This is a genomic window from Fulvivirga kasyanovii (genome assembly GCF_009711405.1).
Classification (GTDB): Bacteria; Bacteroidota; Bacteroidia; order Cytophagales; family Cyclobacteriaceae; genus Fulvivirga; species Fulvivirga kasyanovii.
Window position 1 is genome coordinate 1 of the sequence record NZ_SMLW01000639.1, and the last position, 24,832, is coordinate 24,832.

At 42.1% G+C, this 24,832-nt stretch carries 18 protein-coding genes; 3 read left to right on the plus strand and 15 right to left on the minus strand.

Annotated elements, in window-relative coordinates:
• The 3 genes from E1163_RS22285 to E1163_RS22295 form a co-directional block, all read left to right on the plus strand.
• Positions 1 to 2,974 (plus strand): WD40 repeat domain-containing protein (locus E1163_RS22285; RefSeq protein WP_155174683.1); only part of this gene is annotated, 2,974 nt, incomplete at its 5' end.
• Between the two features lie 54 nt (positions 2,975 to 3,028).
• The gene (locus tag E1163_RS22290) at positions 3,029 to 4,105 is read left to right on the plus strand and encodes a porin family protein (protein WP_155174684.1); all 1,077 of its coding nucleotides are present in this window, start codon (positions 3,029 to 3,031) and stop codon (positions 4,103 to 4,105) included.
• Between the two features lie 25 nt (positions 4,106 to 4,130).
• Complete coding sequence (locus E1163_RS22295; RefSeq protein WP_155174685.1) at positions 4,131 to 5,339, plus strand: hypothetical protein; 1,209 nt, start codon at positions 4,131 to 4,133, stop codon at positions 5,337 to 5,339.
• Between the two features lie 576 nt (positions 5,340 to 5,915).
• Here the strand turns inward: E1163_RS22295 and E1163_RS22300 are convergent.
• From E1163_RS22300 to E1163_RS22370, 15 genes are all read right to left on the minus strand, one after another.
• On the minus strand, positions 5,916 to 6,803 hold the full coding sequence (locus E1163_RS22300) for a hypothetical protein (protein ID WP_155174686.1): 888 nt from the start codon (positions 6,801 to 6,803) through the stop codon (positions 5,916 to 5,918).
• 97 nt (positions 6,804 to 6,900) lie between these two features.
• Positions 6,901 to 9,777 (minus strand): contractile injection system tape measure protein, encoded by a 2,877-nt coding sequence (locus E1163_RS22305; RefSeq protein WP_155174687.1) that lies wholly within the window; start codon positions 9,775 to 9,777, stop codon positions 6,901 to 6,903.
• A 49-nt stretch (positions 9,778 to 9,826) separates the two neighbouring features.
• Entirely contained in the window at positions 9,827 to 12,691 is a 2,865-nt protein-coding gene (locus E1163_RS22310) for a hypothetical protein (protein ID WP_155174688.1), read from the minus strand.
• Positions 12,692 to 12,706: 15 nt separating this feature from the next.
• The gene (locus tag E1163_RS22315; protein ID WP_155174689.1) at positions 12,707 to 12,904 is read right to left on the minus strand and encodes a hypothetical protein; all 198 of its coding nucleotides are present in this window, start codon (positions 12,902 to 12,904) and stop codon (positions 12,707 to 12,709) included.
• Between the two features lie 43 nt (positions 12,905 to 12,947).
• On the minus strand, positions 12,948 to 13,685 hold the full coding sequence (locus tag E1163_RS22320) for a hypothetical protein (RefSeq protein WP_155174690.1): 738 nt from the start codon (positions 13,683 to 13,685) through the stop codon (positions 12,948 to 12,950).
• A gap of 30 nt (positions 13,686 to 13,715) precedes the next feature.
• Positions 13,716 to 17,462, minus strand: coding sequence for a baseplate J/gp47 family protein (locus tag E1163_RS22325; RefSeq protein WP_155174691.1), 3,747 nt, complete (start codon positions 17,460 to 17,462; stop codon positions 13,716 to 13,718).
• A gap of 99 nt (positions 17,463 to 17,561) precedes the next feature.
• Positions 17,562 to 17,990: a GPW/gp25 family protein gene (locus E1163_RS22330; protein WP_155174692.1), complete on the minus strand. Its 429-nt coding sequence runs from the start codon at positions 17,988 to 17,990 to the stop codon at positions 17,562 to 17,564.
• Positions 17,991 to 18,015: 25 nt separating this feature from the next.
• Entirely contained in the window at positions 18,016 to 18,306 is a 291-nt protein-coding gene (locus E1163_RS22335) for a PAAR domain-containing protein (RefSeq protein WP_155174693.1), read from the minus strand.
• Positions 18,307 to 18,317: 11 nt separating this feature from the next.
• Positions 18,318 to 20,105 carry a type VI secretion system tip protein VgrG gene (gene vgrG / locus E1163_RS22340; RefSeq protein ID WP_155174694.1) on the minus strand — a complete coding sequence of 596 codons (1,788 nt, stop codon included), beginning with the start codon at positions 20,103 to 20,105 and terminating at the stop codon, positions 18,318 to 18,320.
• Between the two features lie 11 nt (positions 20,106 to 20,116).
• Positions 20,117 to 20,761, minus strand: a complete 645-nt coding sequence (locus E1163_RS22345; protein WP_155174695.1) for a CIS tube protein — start codon at positions 20,759 to 20,761, stop codon at positions 20,117 to 20,119.
• Between the two features lies 1 nt (position 20,762).
• On the minus strand, positions 20,763 to 20,939 hold the full coding sequence (locus E1163_RS22350) for a DUF5908 family protein (protein ID WP_155174696.1): 177 nt from the start codon (positions 20,937 to 20,939) through the stop codon (positions 20,763 to 20,765).
• A gap of 10 nt (positions 20,940 to 20,949) precedes the next feature.
• On the minus strand, positions 20,950 to 21,537 hold the full coding sequence (locus tag E1163_RS22355) for a phage tail protein (protein ID WP_155174697.1): 588 nt from the start codon (positions 21,535 to 21,537) through the stop codon (positions 20,950 to 20,952).
• A gap of 115 nt (positions 21,538 to 21,652) precedes the next feature.
• Positions 21,653 to 22,081 (minus strand): phage tail protein, encoded by a 429-nt coding sequence (locus E1163_RS22360; protein ID WP_155174698.1) that lies wholly within the window; start codon positions 22,079 to 22,081, stop codon positions 21,653 to 21,655.
• A gap of 70 nt (positions 22,082 to 22,151) precedes the next feature.
• The gene (locus tag E1163_RS22365) at positions 22,152 to 23,747 is read right to left on the minus strand and encodes a phage tail sheath family protein (RefSeq protein WP_155174699.1); all 1,596 of its coding nucleotides are present in this window, start codon (positions 23,745 to 23,747) and stop codon (positions 22,152 to 22,154) included.
• Positions 23,748 to 23,781: 34 nt separating this feature from the next.
• A complete protein-coding gene (locus E1163_RS22370) occupies positions 23,782 to 24,795 on the minus strand; it encodes a hypothetical protein (protein WP_155174700.1) in 1,014 nt (337 codons plus the stop codon).
• Positions 24,796 to 24,832: the final 37 nt, after the last annotated feature.

The following is a 24,832-nucleotide window of genomic DNA, read 5'->3' on the forward strand; positions in this document are numbered from 1 at the left end:
TCTTTACTTTGGCAGGGAAGAGCAAATTGGTGAAGTACTGGACAAGCTTATTGAACATCATTTTGTAGCCATTATCGGTACATCAGGCATTGGTAAGTCGTCGTTCATCAACTGCGGTATTTTGCCTATTTTATTTAAAGACTATAAAACTGCCAGGGGTTCCAAGTGGGAAGCAGTCAATTTTCGTCCGGGCAACTCTGCCCTTAAAAATATGGCTAAAGCCCTTCTGCATGAAAAGATCGAATATGCTGATGAAGATACGGCTCAACAGCAAATAGAGAATACGGTAAGCAGCTTCAGAAAAAATGAAAATGCACTGATCAACATTGCCGGCAACAGGTATAAGGCTTCCGGGAGGAACATACTGATATACATTGATCAATTCGAAGAGATTTTCAGGTACAGGGAGAAGAATGATAGCAACTACGATGATGTCAGTATTTTCCTAAATCTCCTGATAGCTGCAATCAGCCAGAACGAGGTGCCCGTTTACGTGGCTATTACAATGCGATCTGATTTTGTTGGTGATTGCGCAAAATATCCTGAGTTTACTGATAAAATTAATGATAGCCAGTTCCTTATCCCTCAAATGACCCGATTGGAGAAAAAGAAGGCTATCATAGGTCCTATCGAAACTGTAGGGGCTACCATTGACGAAGACCTCGTACAGAAAATCCTGAACGATGTTGGCGATGATGCAGACTCCCTTCCGGTAATGCAGCATGCGCTCATGCGTACATATGACTACTGGCTGCAAAACAGCTTCAAAGGAGATGAGATATCCTTTGCCCACTACGAGGCTATTGGAGGTATGGAGAAGGCACTTTCCATCCATGCCAATGAGGCTTTTTATGAGCTGAATGAGAAGCAGCAGGCATTATGTGAAAAGATATTTAAAAATATCACCGAAAAAGGTGATGGTGGCCGGGGTACAAGAAGGCCTACCCGATTGCAGGAAATAGCTGTAATTACAGGGGCAACCACGGAAGAGGTGATGTTTATTGTTGAACATTTCCGCGCAGCCGGTCGTACCTTATTGATGCCTCCGTACAACGTTCCGTTGACTGAGGATAGCATGGTCGATATTTCTCATGAAAGTTTGATGAGGATATGGACCAATTTAAGGGAATGGGTAGATGATGAATCCGAGTCTGCCAAACTCTATTTAAGGCTCTGCGAGGCAGCAGAAATGCACCAGCTTGGAAAAGCCGGCCTTTGGAGGCCACCGGATCTTCAACTGGCGCTGAGCTGGCTTGACACCCATAAACCTTCACTGTCATGGGGACTACGCTATAACCCTGGCTACGAAAGGGCTATGCTGTTCCTCGAGTACAGTAAAAATGAGTATGAGAAAGAACAGCGCAATAAGCAAAAGATCCAAAAAAGAAGGCTTTTTATTGCAAAAGTAACCACTGGAGTATTTGGTCTTGCGTTCCTGATTGCTTTTGGTTTCTTTTTGTATGGAGAAAAACAGCGGATAATAGCCGGTGAAGAGAAGATAAAAGCAGATAGTGCAAGGATCAAGGCCATTGAAAAAGGTGAGCAGGCACGACTTGCCGCCATCAAGGCAGACTCCAGTAGAAGAGTAGCATTGCAACAAAAAGAGATTGCGACAAGTGCTATGCAGGAAGCCCGAAGAAATGAACGAATAGCCAGAGATGCGGTTATTCTGGCTGATAGCGCCAAAAATGACGCCCTAAATCAAAAACATATTGCGGATATCGCTAAAGAAGATGCTTACAACTTGCGGCTTTTATCCATTGCAAGGTCTATGGCCATTAAGTCATTGCAGATTGCAGACCCCGAAGAAATGGGGCTTGTAGCTCAACAAGCTTACAAATTCAACAGCGAAAATGGTGGCAACCCGTTAGATCCCGATATTTACAGCGGCTTATACTATGCCGTGAAAAAACTTCAGGGCAGCGGTTACAACCAGCTAATCAAGCATACGGATAACGTAAGGGTATTAACCAGCGTACCAGGCTCCCGCAACCAAATCTATTCAACAGGTAGTGACGGAACCATATTGCTTTGGAACCTGAATGACAGAGCCAACCCTACAACGGTAAAATCGCATACAGACAGACAAATCAATAAGTCTATGGCACTCAGCCCTGACAAAAAATGGCTGGTTACCGGTGGGGATTACGGCTACCTGCAATTGTACAGTGTAACCAATCCGGGCGATCCAAAGCTCTTTCTGATTGGCCAGAATGAAAAGATCAGGTCTACCTGGTATTTAGAATTTGCTTCCAACAATCAGTTTATATCTGTTGGGGAGGATAAAAGGATATTGTTATGGAATATTCCTAATGAGATCACAAAAACAACGGTTATAACCCCACAAGAAATAACCCAAAGTGATTTAAAGATTAACTCTATTGCGCTTAACCCTAAAAAGCGGGTAATTGCAACGGCCAAGATCAAGGGACAAATAACCTTTATCAATATGGACACCAAAGAGGAGCACATCTTCTTTGAAGACATACGCACACGCTCAGACATGGTATCGGTAGCTTTTAGCAATGATGGAAAAATGCTTGCGGCAGGAAATGAAAATGGTACCGTAAGGGTGTGGGATCTTAGAAACAACATGCCTTTGACTATTTCTGACAAGCATTCTGCCCGTGTAAACAACATCCGCTTTAGTGCTGACAATTCAAAACTGGCAACAGGAAGTTTTGATGCCACGGTTAGGATCTGGAATACCGAAAGGCTTAATGATCCTCCTATCATTCTCGATGATCACGATGACTGGGTTTGGTCAATAGAATTCAGCCCGAACGGGGATTACCTGCTGGCTGGCTGTAAAGACCATAGGATCAGGATGTGGCCTACAAAAATAGAAAGCATGGCCAACATTATTTGTGGCAAGATCAGTCGTAATATGGAGCTGAAGGAATGGGAAGATTTTGTGGCTGATACTACTGACATTCCCTATGAGAGAACTTGCCGGAATTACAACGGATTATAATTATCACCTAAACATTACATTACTCAACCTGAAATATACGGCGATATAATAACCATGTTTAAACGAACCTTATTTACAATAATCATTTCAGCAGCTTTGGGTTTACAAGCCCATGCACAACAAACTCAGAGTAGCTGTTCCCAAACCTTACGAGAAGCCCAGTTAACTTATGAGAGGGGGCGTATCGATCTTGTACCGGATCAGCTCGCATCATGTCTGAGATCAGGTTTTAACAAAGAAGAGAAAATAGCAGCTTATAAACTGCTGGTAAATACCTATCTGTATTTCAACGAAAGTGACAAGGCAGTTGAAGCCATGACCTCATTTCTTTCTTTAAACCCTGAATATGAAATAGATGTAGTTGCGGATCCGTCGGAGTTTATAAATTTGTACAATTCCTTCCGGACAACCCCTGTTTACCTTTTGGGAGGTAAGGCAGGCAGTAATATTACTGCGGTTAATGTTTCCAGGAATTTTAGCTTAGATGACTCTTCCGAAAAAAGAGGGAAATACAACTATATACCAGGGTTCAATGTAGGCCTTGCCTTGGAAGTACCCATCAATAAAAAGGTTTCAATCGCTCCTGAGCTTTATTTCAGTCAGAAAAAGTACCAATACCGCGACCTGATATTAGGTTTTGCCGATGTCAATTTTGAGGAAACCCAAACTCTTGTGGAACTTCCTGTTTTTGTGAAATATAACATCGGGAATTTTGGAAAGGACAAGAATATCACTCCCTTCGTCAATCTGGGTGGCTCGGTCAGCTACCTGCTGAGTTCTGAGGCAGATGTAGTCCGAAAGGATGCCGTGAGTGGGGAAAACCAGCGGGAGGTGTCTGGTCCTTCAATTGATCTTGCAGACCAGCGTAACAGCATTATCTATGCTGCCGCTGTTGGCGCAGGGGCCAAGCTAAAAAACATCATAGGCAGAGGTTATCTGATCGTTGATTTCCGCTATTCATATGGTTTAAACAATGTCGTAAACCCGGATAACAGGACTGCAAATACAACGCTGGTCTATGACTACCTGTACGTGGACAATGACTTTAGTATGAATAATTACTCATTTACCATAGGGTATCTAATTCCAAAGTACAAGCCCAAGTTGTTATCCAAAAAATTAAAAAAATAGCACCCAGTTAGATTATCAAGTAAACATGAAAAGCTCTTTTAACCTTATCTATACAACAGCGCTGTCATTTTTAACGATCCTGGCCTGTACATCCTGCGAGGTTGACCCTTTTGCAGAACCTGATGATTCGGGACAATTCATCAAATTTTTCGGAGATGTAAATGATGAAAATGGCTATGCTGCCGTTGAAACCGAAAACGGTGATTTTTTATTTACGGGTTCTACAAATTCCACAGAAGATGGCAGTACCAATATTTTCATTGTCAAGGCTGATGCCAACGGCAACCGCATCTGGCAAAAGCAGATAGAACAACCTCTGGCCCAGACTAGCAAGGACATTGAGTTGCTGTCTAATGGTGATGCGTTCATATTTGGCCACACTACACGCTCAAACGGTACTACTGACTTTTTACTGCTTCAAGTTAATGCTGAGGGAGAAGAAGTAGCTTCATTTACTTATGGGGATAGCACCAAGAATGAAGAAGGCCTTGGTATCATACCTTCGGTATCGGGCGGATATCTTTTAATCGGAACTATTGAAAACAATACGACTGATAAGGATATGCTGATCACTAAAGTAGATGGTTCGGGTACCGAAATGTTCAGCAACACCTACGGCTTGATCGATGAGTTTGATGCAGTAACCTCTGTTGTAGAAAATGAAGCAGGCGAATTAGTATGGTGTGGAACGCTCAACAGAAATGGCTCCCAGAATATGAGAATTGTCTCTACGGATTCACTTGGAAGCTTAATATGGGATTATACCTACCAGGAAGAAATAAGCAGTGCCCAGTCAGTAGCCAGCGACATGAAAAAGATCACAGGTGGCTATGTGATCACCGGAAGGTCATTTGTAAACAATGGAGAGTCCAATGTATTACTTGTTCATATAAGCGATAAAGGAGCTTTTAAATGGGCTGCAGACCTTGCCTCCACCCTGTCACAGGAGGGTAATTCAGTGGCCAGAACTTCTGATGGTGGTTATGCCGTTGTGGGCAAAACACTTACATCGGGAGGTACAAGTGACATATACCTTCTGAAAACAAACTCCCTGGGCCAACTACTATGGTCTAAAACAATGGGTGGGGAATATGATGACTACGGTAACTTTGTGAAGGAATCGACAGATCGTGGGCTGATCATTTTAGGAACATCCCGTATTAACAACAACAATGTGGTCGAGTTCATAAAAACTGATGACAAAGGAAGCACCCCCGGTGATGGAGGTGAATAAGAATTTAAACAAATTATACTGGCATTTGGAGGGGTTATTTGCCCCTCTTTTTTTTGCGTCTGACCAAGGCACCTCCACCCTCATTCGCGCCCTTAGAATACTCAGATAAGCCTAATATCAGCCTTGTGAGCTACCGCCCTGCGACGGGTAAGAAAAACATAACCCACTTCGAGTCATTTATCTTTCCTAAGCAGTAACCCCATAGAGTTGATACCATACAAATGCAGCTCCAGCCCTCGTCAATAATCTTAAGTGAAGTGGTACTGCCAAACTGCAGAAATTTCAGGCCTTCTATCTCATTCAATGAACAAAGGCTACACCTCTTGTGATAGATTGCCCCCTGAGGGCTAACGTTGTCAATCTACTAAGGCTCTTCATGGTCTGTCCTCTGCTCCATCTACGGTCTGTTCTCTGACCACGGGATAGGCAAACAAAAAACCGGGGTGGAGGCCATCACCCTTTTGAAAGTTAAGTAGATCTGCAACAATTAGCTTGGTTCGCTATTATTCTGGCAAATGCTCCAGGCAGCACTGATGTTATAAATAAAAAAAATCCCGGTTTTACCGGGACTTTGATTTATTTTGAGACTGTACTGAGTTCTTCTTTCGCCTTATCCAGAGGTGCTTTTAACTTATCCTCAAATTGCTTTTGAATATTTGGATCTGGCTTCATCTCTTCTTTTTTCTTGTTGAACATGTCATAGAACATTTTAAAGAGGAAGAAATCAGGTTCTTTATTAAGTTCTTTCGGATACTCAATGAGAAGTAAACCTTTTGCAGCCTGCCTTCCTGGCCTTTTAAGTTTGTAGAAGCCGTACAACTGCAGATCTTTTACTTTCTTTCTCCTGTTTTTCTTTTTAGCGTACTGGTTGACCAGAATTCCTTTCAAACCTTCTACTAAAAAAGGGGAAGCAACCGGAAATGCATCTTCCGTTCTTGGTGGCTTTTCTACAAAAACGGATAATACAGGAGATTCATTGACATTGGTTGCCAGAAACCAGGTTCTTTTATATTTAATAGCATATACATTATAGCCTACGCAGTTTTGCGTACTTCCAATATAGCTTACATCAAGCTTCTTAAATTCTTCAAGATAAGCCTGTGTCCTGTCACCATTGGCTGGCACTTCGTTACTACTCTTCTCTTCCGGCTTATCTGGCTGGCTTTCCTGTACCTGGGTTTGGGGTTGCTCCTGTTCCTCAGCCTCTTGTTTAGTGGCCTTCTTCTGAGCCTCTATTACCTCCTTTTCCGGCTTGGCTTCCAATTTCTTTCTCTTCTTGTCTTTTTTCGCCTTCCTCTTTTCCAGCTTTGTGTTTACTTCACTCTCCACCTCTTCAATGGCGGTTTTTGCCGCATCCTTAGCGGTTTTCTCTACCGCTTCCTCAACACTCTGAGCAAAGCCATCAGCCGCCAATAACCCACACACTGTAAAGGCAACCAGAAATAAGATCTTTTTAGTAGACATAGAGATCAATTTAATCAGATTAAAATCCATTTTCATTATTAATAGGTAAATTTAAACAGAACATACAGTAAATGCATCATAGTTTTTACTAAAATGCTTACCTCCACTCTACCGCAAGGGTCTTTTCCATCCATGGTAATATTACCATGCTAACCGACCACGGCAGGGTGTCCATCAATACATCCCAGGCCTTCTGCTCTACATAAAGCTGCCAGCCTCCATTCATGGCCTGCTCCAGTCTGCCTTCACGATGCAGAAAAGATACCCGAAAATTATCCGGAGAAGTTTTTCCTAACGTCGGCCAGTTCTGAATCACCCCATTGACAAGGCTCTCGCACAGCTCCTTTTCCTTATCTTCAAGGGCATAAGCATTATCCAGGGGTTCAAAGATATCGAGGCCGCAAAGTACCTTGTTCAAAGCAAGCTCAAACTCCTGGGTTTTGTCATCCTTATAAGCTATATATTGAAGGATATGAACAGCTTTATGAGCTGATGCAGTGTCCTTGAATTTCTTATTCTCCAATAGTTCCAGCATATTAAATAACCGGGACAAAAAAGGATGCAGTATAACCAGCCCGGCATTATTGATATAAATAGGCTCCCTGCCCAATCGTTTGGCCAGCTTCTCCTGCTTCTCCCTTTCCAGTCTCTCCTTTTCCATCTTCTTTCTCTCCTCTTCCTCTTTGACCTTTTTCTGCTCTTCTCTTTTTCTTTCTTCTTCCTCCTTCACCGCCTTGTCAGCAGACGCTGCTTTTGACTCCTCTTCCGCGGCTTCCTTACCGTCTATCCTTTCACGTTCCTCTTGAGCTTCTGCTCTCTCTTTCCTTCTAGTTTCATCCATGGACTCCTCCTGGAGCGATACCAGCCGTTTTATTTCTTCCGTGGTTGACGCTAGTATGTGCTTCCACTCCAACTGCCTTAACTCCATTTGCGTGACCCTGTATGACTTTTCTTTTATCTCCCTGGCAATAAGCAAATCAACCCACTGTACCCGTTCTTCAATAGCCGCCGGAGCAATGACATGGGCAATCCGCATTAACAGGTCATCAGGCAAATGTTTTATCCAAAGCGTACGTATCTCTTCCTCCTGTACTGCCTTCTTAACAGTATCGGCAAACACCCCTGGCTTTTCCTTTAAGAGCTGGTATATTCCTGCCACCAGTCTGCTTCTGGTTTGTACATCAAGCCCTAAAGCCGGCTCCGTTCCGGTAGCCGATGCCGGGAATTTCCCCTGACGGATAAAACCAAGTGCCTCCGCCTCAGCTACAGCCTCAGTCAATATTTTCTGAACCTCCTCCGGTAAATCCTTCTCCCCGCTTTCCATCAATTGTTTTAGCTGTCCGTACAACCTGCCTTGTTGCTCACTGAGCCTTGATAATGTAGTCTCCAAGGGTGATTCAAAGCTCTCTTCTACAATCTCCGCAAGCCTGAGCTCCGGTGACGCTTTAAAAATACTTTCGGCAATGTTGTCTTCAAACTGATAGCGCACGCGCTTTGCAACCAAGGGTAAGATAAGAGGGTCAAGGTTTGAGATAATTTCTCTGACCGACGCAGGTTCCAACTGCATGATAATAGCAGTTAGATCCTCAAACCGACGTATTTTAGTTTGTGCAGGCAATGCCCCGAAAAGTAAAAAGAAACGGATTATTTCCTGCTGGGTATAGGTTCTTTTCCTGGGCTTTTCAGTGACGTCTTCATAGGTTTCACTGAGTACCTCCACAGCCCGTGCAGGCTCGATCTTCACGTGGTCGGCGATCTTATCAGCAGTGAAAGATAAAAAATCAACCTTACTTAAGCTGCCCACCTTGCCTTTCTTCTCGACATAAATGTAATCAACCACATAACGGTAGAAGGCCTTCAACAGAGTGGTTTCTGACTGAATTATGCCTTGCGTTTTAAATAGCCTGATTGCATTTTCTATAAACTGTATTACAAACTGGCTATCCGCGGCTAATTCCCTTTGCAGAAAGGCTTCAAACTGTTGTTTTGAAACCTTCTCATACCATTTCCCTATCCATTCCTTTATATCTTCTTTGGCTAACTCTTTCACCTGCTCTTTCTCAGGCCTTGCCGGCTCCACTTTTCTCAGGGCCTGCTTCAACGCTTTCTCCACGATTGTGCCCTTGGCCTCAGGTTTCAACGCAGTAGCAAACACGGCGCTTCGTAGCTCTCTTTGGCTTACCTCGGGATGGTATATGATAAAAGATACCAGCTTATCATTAAAAGGCTTATCATGCATCTCTACGGAAGCTCCAGGCGAGATAGCAATGTATGTCTCTATCACATACTCCCAAAAGATCACACGTACAGGCACACGACTAACCTGAGGGGAAGTGATTTTCAGACTGTTAAAAACTGAGGTAATTATTTCTAAAGAATCCTTAAACAAACGGCTTTTGGAAGTGTATATCACTTCGACAAAGCGGAGCAACTGTTCATCTTTAAACTGCCTAATAAAACGGTTCCTGACCGATCTGGTCCTAAGCTCAGGGATAACTTCCCTCATGGTATTTGCAGTATCCTTTTCCAGCAGCAGATCAAACACTTGATCTATTCCTACTCCATGCTCCCGAATGTATCTACCCCACCATGGCAATGTGCCACTTTGCAGGTAAAAGATAAAGACTTCAAGTAGTGATTTTTGAGTTGTGACTAGCTCATCCTCTCCCTTTACCGGCTGCGTTTTTATCATTGAAGCTTTACGTTCCAGGGCTCTTAAAAGCTCCCTTTCAAGCTTAAAAACAACTTCTTTCTCAAGATTATTCAGGTCTACTGTCCCGAGGTCAATTTCAAGTTTTGATATTCTTAGTATGGCATCTTCCGGATTTACCCTATCAAAAACAGTCTCAATGACTTTGGATATACCTCCTTTTACCAGCTTACTAAACCGCTCCTGAAACTCATAGGCCTTCTTTTCAGAAGGAAAATCAACTTCAAACGACTGTTTCTGTATGGTATGGAGGTTATCGGCCATAGTTGAAAACCAGAAGGTTATCTCAACTATAACCCTCCGGCCATAAGATTTAGCTCTCTATTCCATAAAGTGAGAACAGGTATTCAGAAAGCTCAGCTTTATATTTACCATCTCCCTTGGTACCATTCTCATTCATTTTCTCTTCCATCCAGCTATAATATAGACTTTCAAAGGTCTCCATGTCCGCTGGATCGAACCAGAAAATAGAAGAAGCGATATTAGCCGGGGAGTGCATATTCACAGTGTCTTCTATTATGGACCTGAATTCATCATCACTGAACCTGTTAGTCCATGAAGGGAACACAACACTTACTCTAAACGAGTAGAACTCTTCAGGTATCCTTCTGCTCTCATCAGAATGCTGAACGAAGAGCCCTATTTTATGCTCGAAAGGTATAATATCATCTGTATCGGAAAGGTGCCTGTAAAGCTTTTCCATTTTTTCGTGGGTCTTTTCAACCGACGCTCTGAATGCAAGGCTTACCAAATGGATCTTGCCATCGCTGGTTTTAAAATGCACCTCAAAGTCACCATCCTCCCTGCGCTCAACAGAGTAGTTCTCATATTTTTTTATCTCCGGCCTCAGGGCCTCTATAACCTTTTCGCGCTCTTTGAAGGTATATAAACCTGTACTTCTAAAGAAGCTTTTACGATCAGCATCCAGAAGGTAGATTCCAAACCTCTTATCTGTTACCTCCGGACGTAACAAAGTATGCTCCACCATATGCAAACCTTCGCTTTGCATATTTAGTTTTTTCAGCGTGTTTACCAATTCAAGTACACTTATCAAGGCATCTTCATAAGTTTTTGACGATGCTATAAGCAACCACTCATCAGTAGATGGCTTATTGAAAACTACATGATGCTCTCCGGAATCCTTTCCTTTACCTATCCTGAAATTGATCAGGTCCATTCCTTCCCTGAGGAAGTCGGTAAGCATGGTTTTACTTTTGAAAGGTAGTGTCTGCTTGAGCAGGTTGAGCTTATACTCTTCGTCAAAGTCGTTAAGGTTTATTTCTTCCTCATCTACATAGTCGAAATACCTTAGTACATAGTCTACTTCAATTTTAGCTGATTTCAAACTACCTCTGGAACTCCATGACTTGATTTCAGCCTTGCTGCTGCTTTCTGACTTTAGTTGTAAGCCTTTCTCAGTATAGTGATTGAGCAATGAGTGGGCATGGTATTCATTGACCTCATTAATGCTGCTGACACCTAACCCCATAAGTATGGCGATCCTGGCCTCCATACCTGTGATGTTGTCGGTATCAATACTCTTTTTTCTATAGTTAAATGCCCTCGCCCTGTTCTTATTCAGCGTGTCCAATGACTTAAGCAACCTTACCTTACTCTGGATCAGGTGTAACTCAAATTCTTTATCATCAAAATAGTGATTAAACTGGGAGAACGAATACTGTGAGAAAGACTCCCCATGTACTGCGAGCAGATAGTCAAGGAAACGGTTCCTTCGGTCTACGAAGTTGTCGTTTAACCGGACGAGTTCGCCTAAACCCTTTTTATAGTTAGCAGGCAGGTTGTATTCTTTCAGCAGCGGGTCATTTACAATTCCTGATTCATCCTTGTAGAGAGGCTCTACATCAGGCACATTGTCCAGGGACTGAAAGAAGTAAGTTTGCCCTACATTCTTCCTGACAGAAAACAGATCCTTGGCATGGGCCAACTGAGACAGGTAATTAGCAATTATCTGCTCAAAGATCAGCAAATATCCTTTTAACTGCTTGGCCTGGGCCCTTCTCAAAGGAGAAGGTGAATTAGGTATACCATATTCTCCTATGCCATAAGTGACCGGGAATTGGTTTTGTAATGAATAATAATCCTCAATATGCAGCTCTTTTCCTTTATCGAGCTCAATATCACCTTCTGAAAGACGGTAAACCCGTTTGGTAGCCGATTTCATCTCATTGAGCTTACGCTTAACCACTTTGCCATCTAAAGAACTGTAGTTAACTACACCCCGCATGAACTGGATCGGATGCTTGGAGGCTTTGTCCTCTACATCTGTTACCAGCCTGGCTATCTGGTGTTCCTCAATGTTTACCTGGTTTTCATAGATCTCATCACCAATTTTCAGGTACAGGTTTTTCACACTCACCACGCCTTTTACCTGCATAATGATCTTTGTGACTTCCGAGATGAGTATTTTATCCGGTTTCGGATATAGTTCCTCAGATTTAATGAAGCCGTGTTTCAAGAGAGGGCCATTGAATATTTCATCCAGTTGAAGTCCCTCATTGAGCAATTCCTTCAATGAATAAAACCTGATTTCCGGGCTTAAATATTCATCAGCCTTAAAAAAGATCTGGGCCAGTATCGACTCAATATCATGCATGCCGTCAACTTCTACATCGGCATGAATGGATACGTAAACCGGCTCTAATATCTTTACTTCTTCAATATCTTCACAGATGTTGCGGTTATCGCAGAAAACATCTTTTGTCTTGGCAATTACATTGTTTCTGGTGTTTTTATCCTTAACTCCTTCATCAAGGTCAAGGAGTATTTTGTACAGGCCATTGATCGAGTTTTCGGCAGGATCTATAGGTTGGATCCATACGTTGCTTATTTCAAAGACAGAATCAAAGATAAGCTTCCTGTAGTCATTGATAGTAAGCGGGTTACATGGCAGGATCTCATTGGGCTTAAGAAAGGAATGATCCCTGTTCTTGTCATCAAACAGGTGGTCTTCAATCTTGAATTCCGTTCTGAAAGACAGGTCAGTCAGTGCATAACACAATTGTTCCAGGATAGTAACACCCGGGTCATGCTCGTTATAATCCGTCCAGTATGAGCCGGTAAGTTCCTGAATGTACTTAATACCTTCAGCCCTTAAATAATCAAAGTCCTCACCTTGTTTTAATGCTTCTTCTTTACCTATAAATAATGGTTCCTCCATATGGCTGTTAATTGCTTATTTCAAAAAATCGTTTTGATCTTTTGTGTTATACCCATTTTCCCTATTGCCAGTGGCATTGTTTTTAAAGCCAGCATTGGCCTGATCATTAAGCTTTCCTATCAACTCATAGACTTCGGCAAAGGGCAGTTTTCCCAATGCTTCAAATATCTTTTTCGCTTCATCCAGCGTAACTTCAAACTTTACTTTTTCCATGCTTACTGTTTTTTCAGTTCCTGCCTTTCAGGTTCAATCTGTTTTACTCCAGTTCTACGCCCTCGTCCATGAAGTGGTCGAGCCATAAGTCAGAGATATAGTATCGTACAAAAAAGTTACCTTCATAATTTGACCTTGTTCTCATCTCCAGATTAAAGTCATAGGTCGTTCCGGTCCACTTCAGCTCTATCCTGTTACTGCGAACACCATAATACGCCTGCGTGATGTTGATCTTATTCTTTGATTTACCGTATGTACTAAGTGCCTGACCGTGGATCAAAGCATAACGGCCGGATTTTTTCTTACCAACACCTGCTACAATTTCAAGTGCATGGCATCCGTTCATACCTGTAAGCACAGGGTGCCACTCCCCATCGGCAGGGATTTTCCCCTGATAGCGTGTACCTATTCTTGATTTAATACCTATAGTGCCTTCTACATCCAGTTCATAGGTTGGATCGTCATTGTTGATCCCTACTTTACCTTCACTTTTGATAGATACTATGGAGTCTCCAAGGTGGTTGTTAATATTGAGATTGCCGTCTCCCTCTCCTATTGCCATACTCCAGGCCGGGCTTTTGTCCTCAATACTTTTGTAAAAGCTCAAAAGCTTCTTTGATGCACCTATAGGTGACAGCATGAGGCCTTCCTCAGAAGACTTGGCCACTCCATCATCAACTTTATTGATCATAGAGTCAATCAAATCATTGAAATGATTTTCAGCCGGCATTCTGCCTTTTCTGAAAAATCCTTTTAATGTATCCCTGTTTTGTAAAGACATAATCTAATTTATAATAGCACTATATAATTTTTACTCTACAATGAAATCCTGACCCAGCTCGAGGTAATTAATACCGGCCTGACGCGATTGCTGTTCCATTTTCTCATTCAATACCGTGATCTGGTGCACGTTTGCAGACACCAACACCGACCATGGCTTAGTCGCATTCAGGTATGGCTTAGGATCCCCCTCTTTAGCGGTATCCAGCAACATATGCCTGCCACCAAAATCACGCGCAGTCTGGATCATCGAGAACTTGGTGATGAAATCGACATAAGGCAGCGTTCTCATAAAGCTAAGTATATCCGAAGTATTGATCCTTCCTCCCAGGTCTACGCTTCTGTCACCATCCAATATACTTCTGGATATGTAGCGCTTAATTTCGTCATTTAATCTCTGAATATAAAAACCAAAATTATATCCCTCTTTGAATTTAACGGAGCAAATAATTTTGAGCCTTTCGAAATTAGGGTTACGCACCTCAAGCTTTACAAACGGCGAAACAAAGGATTGAAGATAAGACTTGATCTTATAAAGCAATTCACTGCTTGCCATCGGCTCGTTAGGGTTCGCCATGTCAGTATTATAAGGTGTAACCACTATAAGCACACTACCCGGAGAGTCCAGGTTATTACTTGTCATGTTAGGCAGACAGGTAACCTTATATACTTCATGGAACTTCTGAAGAATGAGTCTTTCATAATCCCAGGCGGTAATGGCCCTTTTCTTATGCCGGAGCCTTTCAGCTATCCGGGTATAAAACTTTTGCGGCTTTTCTTCAGGCAGACCATTGAATGACTTCAACGGCTGCTCTACAGACTGAATACCAACAATGTTGTTCATTGACCTTCTGATAGAACCGGCAGGCAAAGGTTTATCCAAATGATGCCCCTTTACTGCTGTATCATTCACATCATCAAAAGTAGCTGTAAGCACCTGAGTAGTTACACTTACCAGTTTGGAAGCTACATCTATGTTTTTATATACCACAGCTCTTATCCAGTGGAGATTCGGGTCAAGGATAGTATTTCCATTGGTCAGGTCAGATGGCAACTCGATACTGATAATACCTGTCCTTAAAAAGCCTTGGGTTTGGTCATTCAATATTCTTGAAGGCTTTAGGAGAACCCATTCATTATTGACCAGATAACTCCATTCAATCAGTGGCGGATCTTCCTCAGAAGATACGGTGAATTCATCATGCATTTCAAAAAGCATGGTCACTGTTTGTGGTGGTTTAAGGCCTGAGAACCCTATGATCAAGGAACCTTCAAAATCATACTCAGGAAGCAGCAAAGTGCTCTGTTTAGAGTTATCGGGGAAAGTAAGGCACTCACCGAATGGGTGAATATGGAACAGGCATCCTACAGAGCTGGTCTCATCATTCTTCTTGGACCGGTCAAATGAGATTACTGATGACGAACCATAATCCAGTGACAATGACTTGATCAGCGGTGTATATGCCGGATTCGGCACCTCGTCTTCATCCGGGTCTTTCTTTTTAAGGAATGACCTTTTGATGTTCTTCGTGGCCATTTTTGACAGCACCGTAGGATATACGCTGTGCGCAAAAGCAAATTGAGGCCCTGTCAGCTCCAGCTTAATGAAGCCTCGTTGCACCATATTATTATAGGTGAGGCTGTCATTAATCTTAGAATAGTTTGGTGTGCGGCTGATAATGTCTATATCAACATTATCAATAAATGTCTTATCATGAAGCTCGCCTTCCGGCTTTGGTTCCTCTGCCAGAGGATCGTCTGTTGTTCTGAACAGTTTAAAACGCTGGCGTTCCGACGGCTGCATGGGGAACCAACGTCCTCCGTCCAGCACGGACATATCTACCTCAAATGATGCATTGTCAATATCCAACCCATAATTGTCGTAATACTCTTTGAATCCTGTATTACCACGAGGCAGATCGTACCATTCAATATTAACTTTTAAATCGTTAATTGACTTCTGAAATATTTCATTGCTACCAATAAGCAGGTATGACCCAACTCCGGGGATAGGCCCGAAAGGATAGAATGGATTATCAGCATTAATCTCTCCGACGTTATTGTGAAGCATCAGGTTCTTCATCCCTTTTACATGGGTATCTATAACCAACCTGTCAAGCACGAGGCTCTTTAAAAGGCTAAACGGATATATGTAGCCATCACTGTTGAGTACAAATCGGATAACCGGTGCTTTATGATCAAACTCACCGGAATGTAGTGCCTTATCAAAATTTACCACTGCCGGTCCCGAACTTTTAATATCAAAGCTTAGGGTCAGTGTACTTTTGCTCTGGTTGCGCTTGACCACATAGTTGTCAACCCTATGCCAGCCACCATCTGTTGATATATCGATACAGAATGCTTCCATAAATATTTTAATGAAAGTTTCATTCTCATCCGCATTGCTCACATAGGCAATATCTTTCAGGTACTGCTGAAGTTTCGCAAAGGAGTCATTTGTAAAGTGGAATGTAAGGCTGATCTCTCTGTCCCCCTCACTAAGCAGGAGGTTTGGTGAGGATATGGCGAAACCAATATTGGCAGTGGACATGGTTTTCTCATCCTCTCCCTTGGTTTCCTGGTTTTCCCCGAATGTAGCAAAAGTCTTAAGCCGGGGTTGTGCTTCATCTTCTGTTATCTGTTTCTCCAGAGGTATCCGGGAAGATAAAATATTGCTGTAAAGATCCTTTTTAACCCCTTTAATATTTAAAGGGTTGTTGTTGATATATATCGTATTAAGCTTCTCAATTTTGGTTTTGTTAACGATAAGGTTATGATCAGCTTTATAAATGATATCATTACCTTCCTCATCCATACCAGCCAGGAACTCCGTGCCTTTCTTTACTTCTGCAGAAAGTGCCGTATCGTATAGGCTGAATTTCAGATAAGCTTTATCGTACACGGCCGGCTTGGGCTGTTGTTTCAGTACCTGCGAATAGTAAAATTCCAGGTGCCTTTTATTGAGATTGTTTATATCACCCTGGGCTATTTTAAATAGCTTTAAAAAGGCCAGAAAGAGGGCTACCTCCGGGTAATGTTTATCGCTTTTCAGAGATTGGGAAAGATGCTCCGGCGCTTTTATTTTAAGGTATAGCAGGGTTTCATAGAATTCCTGAAACACCTGATCGAGAACCTCAGTGATGCTTTTGACCTTTTCTACAGTTGTCTTTCCTGTTACGGCAAAGTCTTCTTCGGTAGGCTCTTCAAGCTTCCACACGCTGGAAAATATGCTGTAATCCAGCTCCATGCCTGTACCCAAAGCGCTCTTGTCCTCAGCGAGACCATCAAAAGTCCTGAGTTTGCGCAGAGCCCCGCTAAGCTTGGATGAAATAGCATTAATAACTTCGTTGCGAATACCAATTTCCTCATTGGTAAAACTCTCAACGGCTTTTAGCTTCTGCAGCCATGCCTCAAAACGTGCAGCTATTCCATAGATCTCATCAAAACACTTCTGCAGGTAGGTCAGCTTTTTCTTTTTATTCAAAAACAGATTGGCCTTCTGCAGGTTGTTCTTAAACCTGATCTCTATCTCAGTAGGGTTAGAATCAATGATAGTCGCCAATATGACGGTTTCGTCATTTAAAAAATCTGACCAGTCACCATCAACCTGACCCTGCGGGTTATAAAAATTAATAAGCTTTGAGAATCCGTAGGCAAAGACCAGAAGGTCCTCGAAGGACCGCTCATCTATTTTAACATAGTCAAAATCTAAGGCTTTGAGAAACCTGTTTTCCTGTGAAGTTCCGCTCCTTATGCTCTTAGTATCAACTTTTTTCATGTATGTAAGTTAGTTTTTCGGTGGTAAACAGAACGAGCTTCAACTCTGCCCAAGGCAAAATTCCAGGCCGTTCCTTACCTGTCTTATTATCAAGAAGCGTTAACGCTTAGCCTCATATCGTACATCGGTACCTTCAAGAATATAGAATGGATATACCATGTTACTTCTTTTGTTCACTTTTCGGACGGTGTAGATAAGGTTGATTTCAAGTACACCATCCAAATGTCTTCCGGTATCAATTACGATTTCCTCCAGTATAATCCGAGGTTCGAAATATAGGATCGCTTGCGAAATAATCCTCTTCATTTCACTGATGAGGTTATTATCGATCGATTCAAAAACCATATGGTGCATATCGCATCCATACTCGGGCAGCATTACACGCTCTCCTTTCTTGGTCGATAAAAGTATTCTTAGGCTCTCCCGGATGTCCTCTTCTTCCGAAACAAGTATTACACTACCTGCTTTTTTATCAAAAGTCGGAGGGAATTTCCAGCCTACTCCTAAAAATGTCTTTTTATGTTTCATTCAATTTTATTGGTTTTAAGGTTAACTAACCTCCAATGATCACTGTCATACATCCCAGAACAATGGATCCGCCATGAGCGGTGGTATCCCCCATTCTTGCGGCAGGCTTTCCTCCTATCATCACTGTGCCGGAACCTTTGGCTATGGTGTCGGGAGGCCCTGAACAGGTGGCCATGTCTCCTACAACTGCTGCCGGCATACCTCCAATGAGTACGGTCGGCGCACCCGGTCCGGATATTGGCCCTCCTACATGGGGTACAGTACCCGTAACCATAGGGCAAGTATGCATATCTGTTAATCTTGCTGCTGGTGGCATTGCTTATCTTTTTAGTTTATCATTACTACACCGCCTTTGATCACCGTTTGTCCTGAGCCTTTCACCTCAGTCATGGCACCTTCCGCGGCAAATTTCGTTTTTCCTTTACTGGTCACATTCATCCCCTCAGTCTTCACATCGCCTGTAGCTTTCATTTCAATATTACTTTTTGCCTCCATCATAATATTGCCACCGGCTTTAACGGTGATATCTTTCGGGCTATCCATCAGAATACCGTCTTTGGACATCTCCACTTTATTTGAATTTTTGTCCATAACTGTTATCATCCCCTCTTTATCATCCAGGACAATTTTATTCTCCGCAGGAGTAATAATTGTCATTATCTTATTTTCATCATCAAACTCTATCTTTAACTGGCCTTTGGTAACCAATCCCTTGATATAGTTATTCTGCTCAGGAGTATAAACCGGCTTGTTTTTCGAACTGTAAACAGACCCTAGTATGATGGCACTCTGAGGGTCTTCATTTAAGAAGCCGACGATCACTTCGTCCTCTATCTCCGGATAGAAAAATAATCCGGCATCTTTAGTAGAGTAAAAATTGGTCAGCCTGGCCCAGATGGTAAGGTTGTCCTTTTCAAGTGTGGGCAGCGCAACTTTTACCCTGTACTGGCCGTCCTTGTCTTCATGTATCTGCTTAACTATAGCTGTTTGTAGTCCTTTTACAGGAGGGAACAGCCCTGAGGCCGAAGGGGCATCAATATTCGGTGTTTCTTCGGCATACCATTCTGATGATACGCCCAACTGTACCTCCGTTATCCATTCGCTGTCCTCGATCCTGTGTTCAACAGCTCCTACAAAAGCCTTTCCGTTAAACTGCTCACTTAATCCGGTAACTTCCAGCAGGCAACCTGGCTTTACAGTGGCCACTCCCCTGAACTTCATGGTAGCCTTTATTTTCGAAAGGTTGCTTTTTAGATGTTTTGCCGCAGTCCAGGAATCTAATACGCCAAGAGGGACATTCGCTGCGGTTTGTAAAGTATACTTGTCCAAACCTATTACCTTGGCCAGCTCCGAAGATTTTAGTGTACTCTGTGGAACATCTTTGGCAGAGTTTGAAGAAGAAGTAGCTATCTTCTGATTGGCCATATCCCAGGATACACCATTGATACTGGATACCTGCGATCTGGCATCAATATCCCCGCTGAAACTGATCATGTCTGAGCCGTACTTCACTTCTACAACAGGAGTACCTCCGAGATCAGGCTCCTGAATATTCAGGGTACCATCATCAGTAATAACGATCAAGCCATTGATATCGGCTCTCATAAGTACGAAGTCCCAGTCAGTAACGTAATGCTGGACAACCTCAACATGCTGAAATTTAGTAGCAGCTATTTTCTTTTGGACTTTGTAATTACCTACAATTTCGGAAATAATATCACTGTCTTTCTTATCTAGAAAAACGGCATTTTTCCGGCCTATAGTCATGGACACGGCAATGTCCCTACACTCTATTTGAAGGGAGGAAGAACCTCTGCTTACCCTCAGACTATGTTTAATGATAACCCCTTTGAATATCGTCTCTTCCTTAGAGTCGTAGCCGGCTTTTATTTCTATTTCCTTGCCAGGATTAAAGCTTTTTGAATTGCTAACGGAAAAATCATCCTCAGAAGTAGTGCCGCCATCAAGTATCTCCAGTTTGGCAACAGATATGCGGTTTACTCCTTTGAATACATTAACTGAGAGTACAGCGTATGACGCCTTTATCTCCTTTCCATCTATTAAAACAGTATAGGTGACTAACCCTGAAGTTAACTTTGATAGTGATTGGGCCATTTAATCAATACTTATTTAATTGGTGGAAAAGTAACCTCAGTACCAGGCTGTAAATTCCTGAAATCAGTCAGACCATTGATCCTGGCTACTTTTAAGTATAAACCTGGGTCACCGTATATTTCATTGCATAATAGAGGCAAAGTGTCACCTGCTTTTACCGAGCGAACGTGGGTAAGGTCAGGAGATTGCCTGTCGCTCTCTTTGGCCTCAGTTTCAAGGTCCATAGTATTGGTAAATGAAACGGTAAGGTTAGAGCGTAAAACCGTACCCTCTGTATCAAATAATGTATGTTTTATATCAAGGCTCTTTAACCTGCCTTTAAAATTTATATCTCCCCAAATTACATTCACATATGGGGTCTGGTGGGTATCTCCTATGTAATAATAGGTAAGCTCCTTAAAGGTCTCAACCTTTTCACTAACAGTAGTTGGCTCTGCCGCTACTCCGGTACCATCAAACATTATTTCGAAGCTTAGGATCTCCGGTTCTGTCTTTTTGTAACGGGCCTCAGGAGATGACCTGTTAGGTGCTGGCTCATCATGATAGTCTATACTATGGGATAATGACAATGTTGATGGGTTGAACATCAATTCCATTGAACCCAGTTTAGCTCCAAGCTTTTCGTCCTTGTATGATTCTATTTTTAATTTTGCCATGCTACCTTTCTATACTGGTCTCTACTCTGTTTAGTTTATCCAGAACGCGCTCAACGCATTCGTCAATAATTTTTTTACTTAAGTGCTGGATTTCCCTCTCTCTGATTATTTCCTTTTTTTGAGAGGCTGCCTCATTCACTTTAATTCTTATTATAAGCTCCTTAATCTCAATAGCCATAACTCCACGTTTAAATCATTCCTGCACCCGGTATAGGGATTATTTCAAAACCTTTATGCTTAAGCTTAATGGTTTCATTGACATATGAATTGGTCATAGCATCAAAAGGAGATACATCCCATGATATAGGCACTGCATCTTTTACACCCCAGGCAACCAACGGCATTCCTTTCTCATTCATAAGGGTAATTACCAGGTTTTTAACAACAGAGGCCATTCCTTTCATGGAAGTCATGTTGGCAGCAAAGGAACCTGTTGCTGCTGCACCATCCTTAGATCCCTTAGATCTTGCAAACTCTGAAAAGACCTGCATGCACCATATTGTAAACGGAGTAGGTTCTGAGGTCAACCCTCTTTCCAAAACAATATCGTCATATCTTATATCTTCAATAAATGTTTCTGGACCATCCGATTTAGAGACTTCTTTTTCATTGATAGATGCATATACTTTCAGTCCCGAAACCTTGCTGAACTTCGTTCCTGCAACACCTCCTGCCAGCATACTGGCGGCACCAGCCATATCTGCAAGACTGACCCTAAAATGAAGTCCTGTAACAGGTCGCTGATCTAAAAAATTACTTAATGGATTATCGGCCATTTAATTTTTGGTTTATAGTGTCGGTAAAATCCGACATTTCATTCCCTTCCAACTTCAACAATAAAAAATCCAGAGCCAGGCATTAATTACCCAGGCTCCGGATTTTGATCATTTATTACATTTCGATACCCTCGTGAGCAAGCTCCAGAGTCTCAACTGCTACGTTGTTATCTGTAGCGTTAAGGTCTGGTCCTTGATACTTCACAGGGAATGCATTAACCACTGTCCAGGTTTTAACAGGAGTACCTTCTTCGTCCAAAAGGTTGATAGTAAGGGTCTCTCTTCTGTCAGGGTTAGCTAATGTATCCTTAATCCACTCGTAGAAAGCATCATCATCCTGGAATACACCTTTTTTCAAAGTGATAGAAGTGAACTTCTTCAATCCGGGAATTTTCTGCATTGAATAAGTCGGATCATCACCAGATCTGTAATCGATAGGATCATAAGAAATTTCTAAACCTGAAACTTCCTGAAAACCAGTAGTGAAGTTTGCTCCTTCAACTGTAAAATGAAATTTGGTTATTGGCCATAAATTCTCTGCCATTATTCTAATATTTTAAGTTAATACTGTTTTAAATAGTTAATTTATAGGTAATTACTTCGTCAAAGATCAATTATGCATCCTGCATTTTCTGCTCGAAAGTAATTACGATGAATTCTGCAGGACGAGATACAGCCACTTTAACTGTTATTCTCATGATGCCATCCAGAATATCCGCAGGGGTCATTGTAGTACCCAGACCGATCTGCACTTCGTATGCAGCATCAGGAGTAGTACCAACCAAACCACCTTGCTTCCATAAATTATTCAGGAATGAATTGATCATACTTCTGATCAATATCCAAGTATTTGCAGAGTTAGACTCGTAAACGTATGGTTTAGCAGCATATTTAATTGATTGCTCAATGAAACTTACTGTTCTTCTAACGTTTATAAATTTCCAGTCTCCACTGTTACCATCAAGCGTTCTGGCACCCCAAACTAAAGTACCTTCACCGATGAATGATCTGATAGCGTTAATTGACTTACCTGAAGGAGTAACGTTTAGGTCTTCCTGATCGTCGTGAGTAAGGTTTACTGCAGGAGAAATAGCAGAACCGTAGCTTACGTTAGCAGGGGCTTTCCATACACCTCTTGTAGCATCTACTGCACTGTAAAGACCAGCCATACCAGCACTTGGAGGAAGAATGTTAAGCACCCTCTTCACTTTTTGCATGATCTTTTTGTATGCAGGGCTGATAGCAGTCAAAGTCTGGTTCAGGCTCTCAGCATCAACACCTGATTGAGACAATCTCTTGATCTCAGCTTTAAGCTCTTCAGATTTTTTCTTATCTCCGCTGTCAGCTTCTTTTGAAAGCACATCTTCCAAAACGTCAAGGTTAGAGATATTTCTGTAGCTCAACTCGTCGTTTTGAACAATAGAAGTGTATACATATGGATAGTATGCAGCTCCATAAGCCAGGAAGTTGCTTCCTACGCCTTCTCTGAATCTGGTGATAACGTCATTCTTGTCATAAGTTCTTGACTGGAATCCGTTGTATACATCGATGATTGCAAACCTGTTTTTAATTTTAAGTCCGCAGTGCATCAACATTTGCTGCTGCAATCCATAGCAATCAGCTTCCTCAAGCATTACTGCCTCAGGGATAACCAGGATAGTAGGCTCCTCATGGCTTACCAGTGAATCCAGACCACCCTGAAGGGCTTTTTTAGTAATTGCATTTACTTTTCTGTCTGAAGTTTTTGCTGGTGCGGCAGGAGTTGCATCACCTTTTTTGTTTTTGTCAGCAGAAGATGATGCAGCAGAAGAAGCAGCACCAGCTACGCTTGAGTAATAAGAACCTACAGAAATAATGTAGCAAGTGCTACCACCGTTAGCAAAAAACAATCTGATGCTATCATAAAAAATGAAGCGTGAATTGTTTTCAGGCACTACCTGATAGCCTCTGCCTTCTACTTCAAAATCAGCTTCTTCACCAGATGCTGCCTGAATAGCAAAAGGAGCCTGAAAACCACCGCCGAATATGTTATGAAACTCTGCTAGCGAAGATATTCTTACTGGCTTGTTGATTAGAGATTGACCATCCCTTACAGTTCTTTCTGTATATCCAATAAAGGCAGGAACAGCAGTAGGTATGCTGGCTGTCGAATTGGGAAAAGAACTCTTCTCGTCAATGTAAACCCCTGGGGTTGCAAGTGTTTGGGCCATAGTTGTTAATTTAAATTAGTTGATTATTCAATTTTTATATATACACAATTAGTTCTGAATATACTTTTGAAGTCTCGCTCCTTGACTCCGGCTTAATGGAATCGGGCGTTGGCGTTGGTAGCCTGTTAAGATAAGCCTCACCATTCCCCCCTGCTCGTTTACTCTTGCTTAGCTTTAAATTATATTTCGGTATCTCCATGAGCGGCAAAGGTGTACTTGCCTCAAAGAGATAGGCGGTATCTCCATTGGGCAGCTTCACTTTATCCGGCCCCTTGAAGGAAATATCCTGGCCTTCCGCATGGATTGATGATTTATCCAGAGGAAGCTTATACTTTGATACAATGAAGTATTTCCAATAGGTTGATCTGGATTCAAAATGCAGTGTGTACGCTTTAGAAGGAAGCACCTCTCCCCTCTCCAGAACTGCAATAAGTTCTTTTTTATCTTTACCGGTAAGGCTTACGGTAACCATGGCTATGCATGACTGGCGCATGAGCTTTTGGTTAACATAGGCAAAACTCAACTTCTCCTTACCATTTTCATAGACAGTATAGCGCCCCTGAGGCAACCGGCTCAACTGGAAAAGATATTTGGACAGACCGGACACTTTCTGGTTCGCCACAGTCTTTCCGTCCTCATCTTTAAGTTCAAGGTGTGTCTCTTTATCCTTGGTGTCAAGGGTATAATAGAAATCACCTTTTTTCACCTGCACCCTGTCTTCTTTTGAAACGTACTCTCCTTTGTGCAACTGGTAATTGTTGTCCTTTACTTTCCTGGCATGGAGCGTATTGAAGTAAAATACATTACCAACACTCTCAGTGGCCATATCAGTGAAATTGACAAAAGAACTGTTGGTAGTTGTCAATAAAAATGAGAATTCTATGTCTTCATTATTCAACAGATAATGCAGCAGGCCGTCAGAATTAGATACATCGTAAGAAAGAGATATACCATTTTCAGAGTTTTTGATTAAAACTCCCATACGCTGAGCAAGTTGTAAACATTGTGTCGTAGGCACAAAGCGCACATCCCGGTTCAAGTTTTTCACATAATAGTTATGTTTAACTTTTAACTCAGCAAATGGG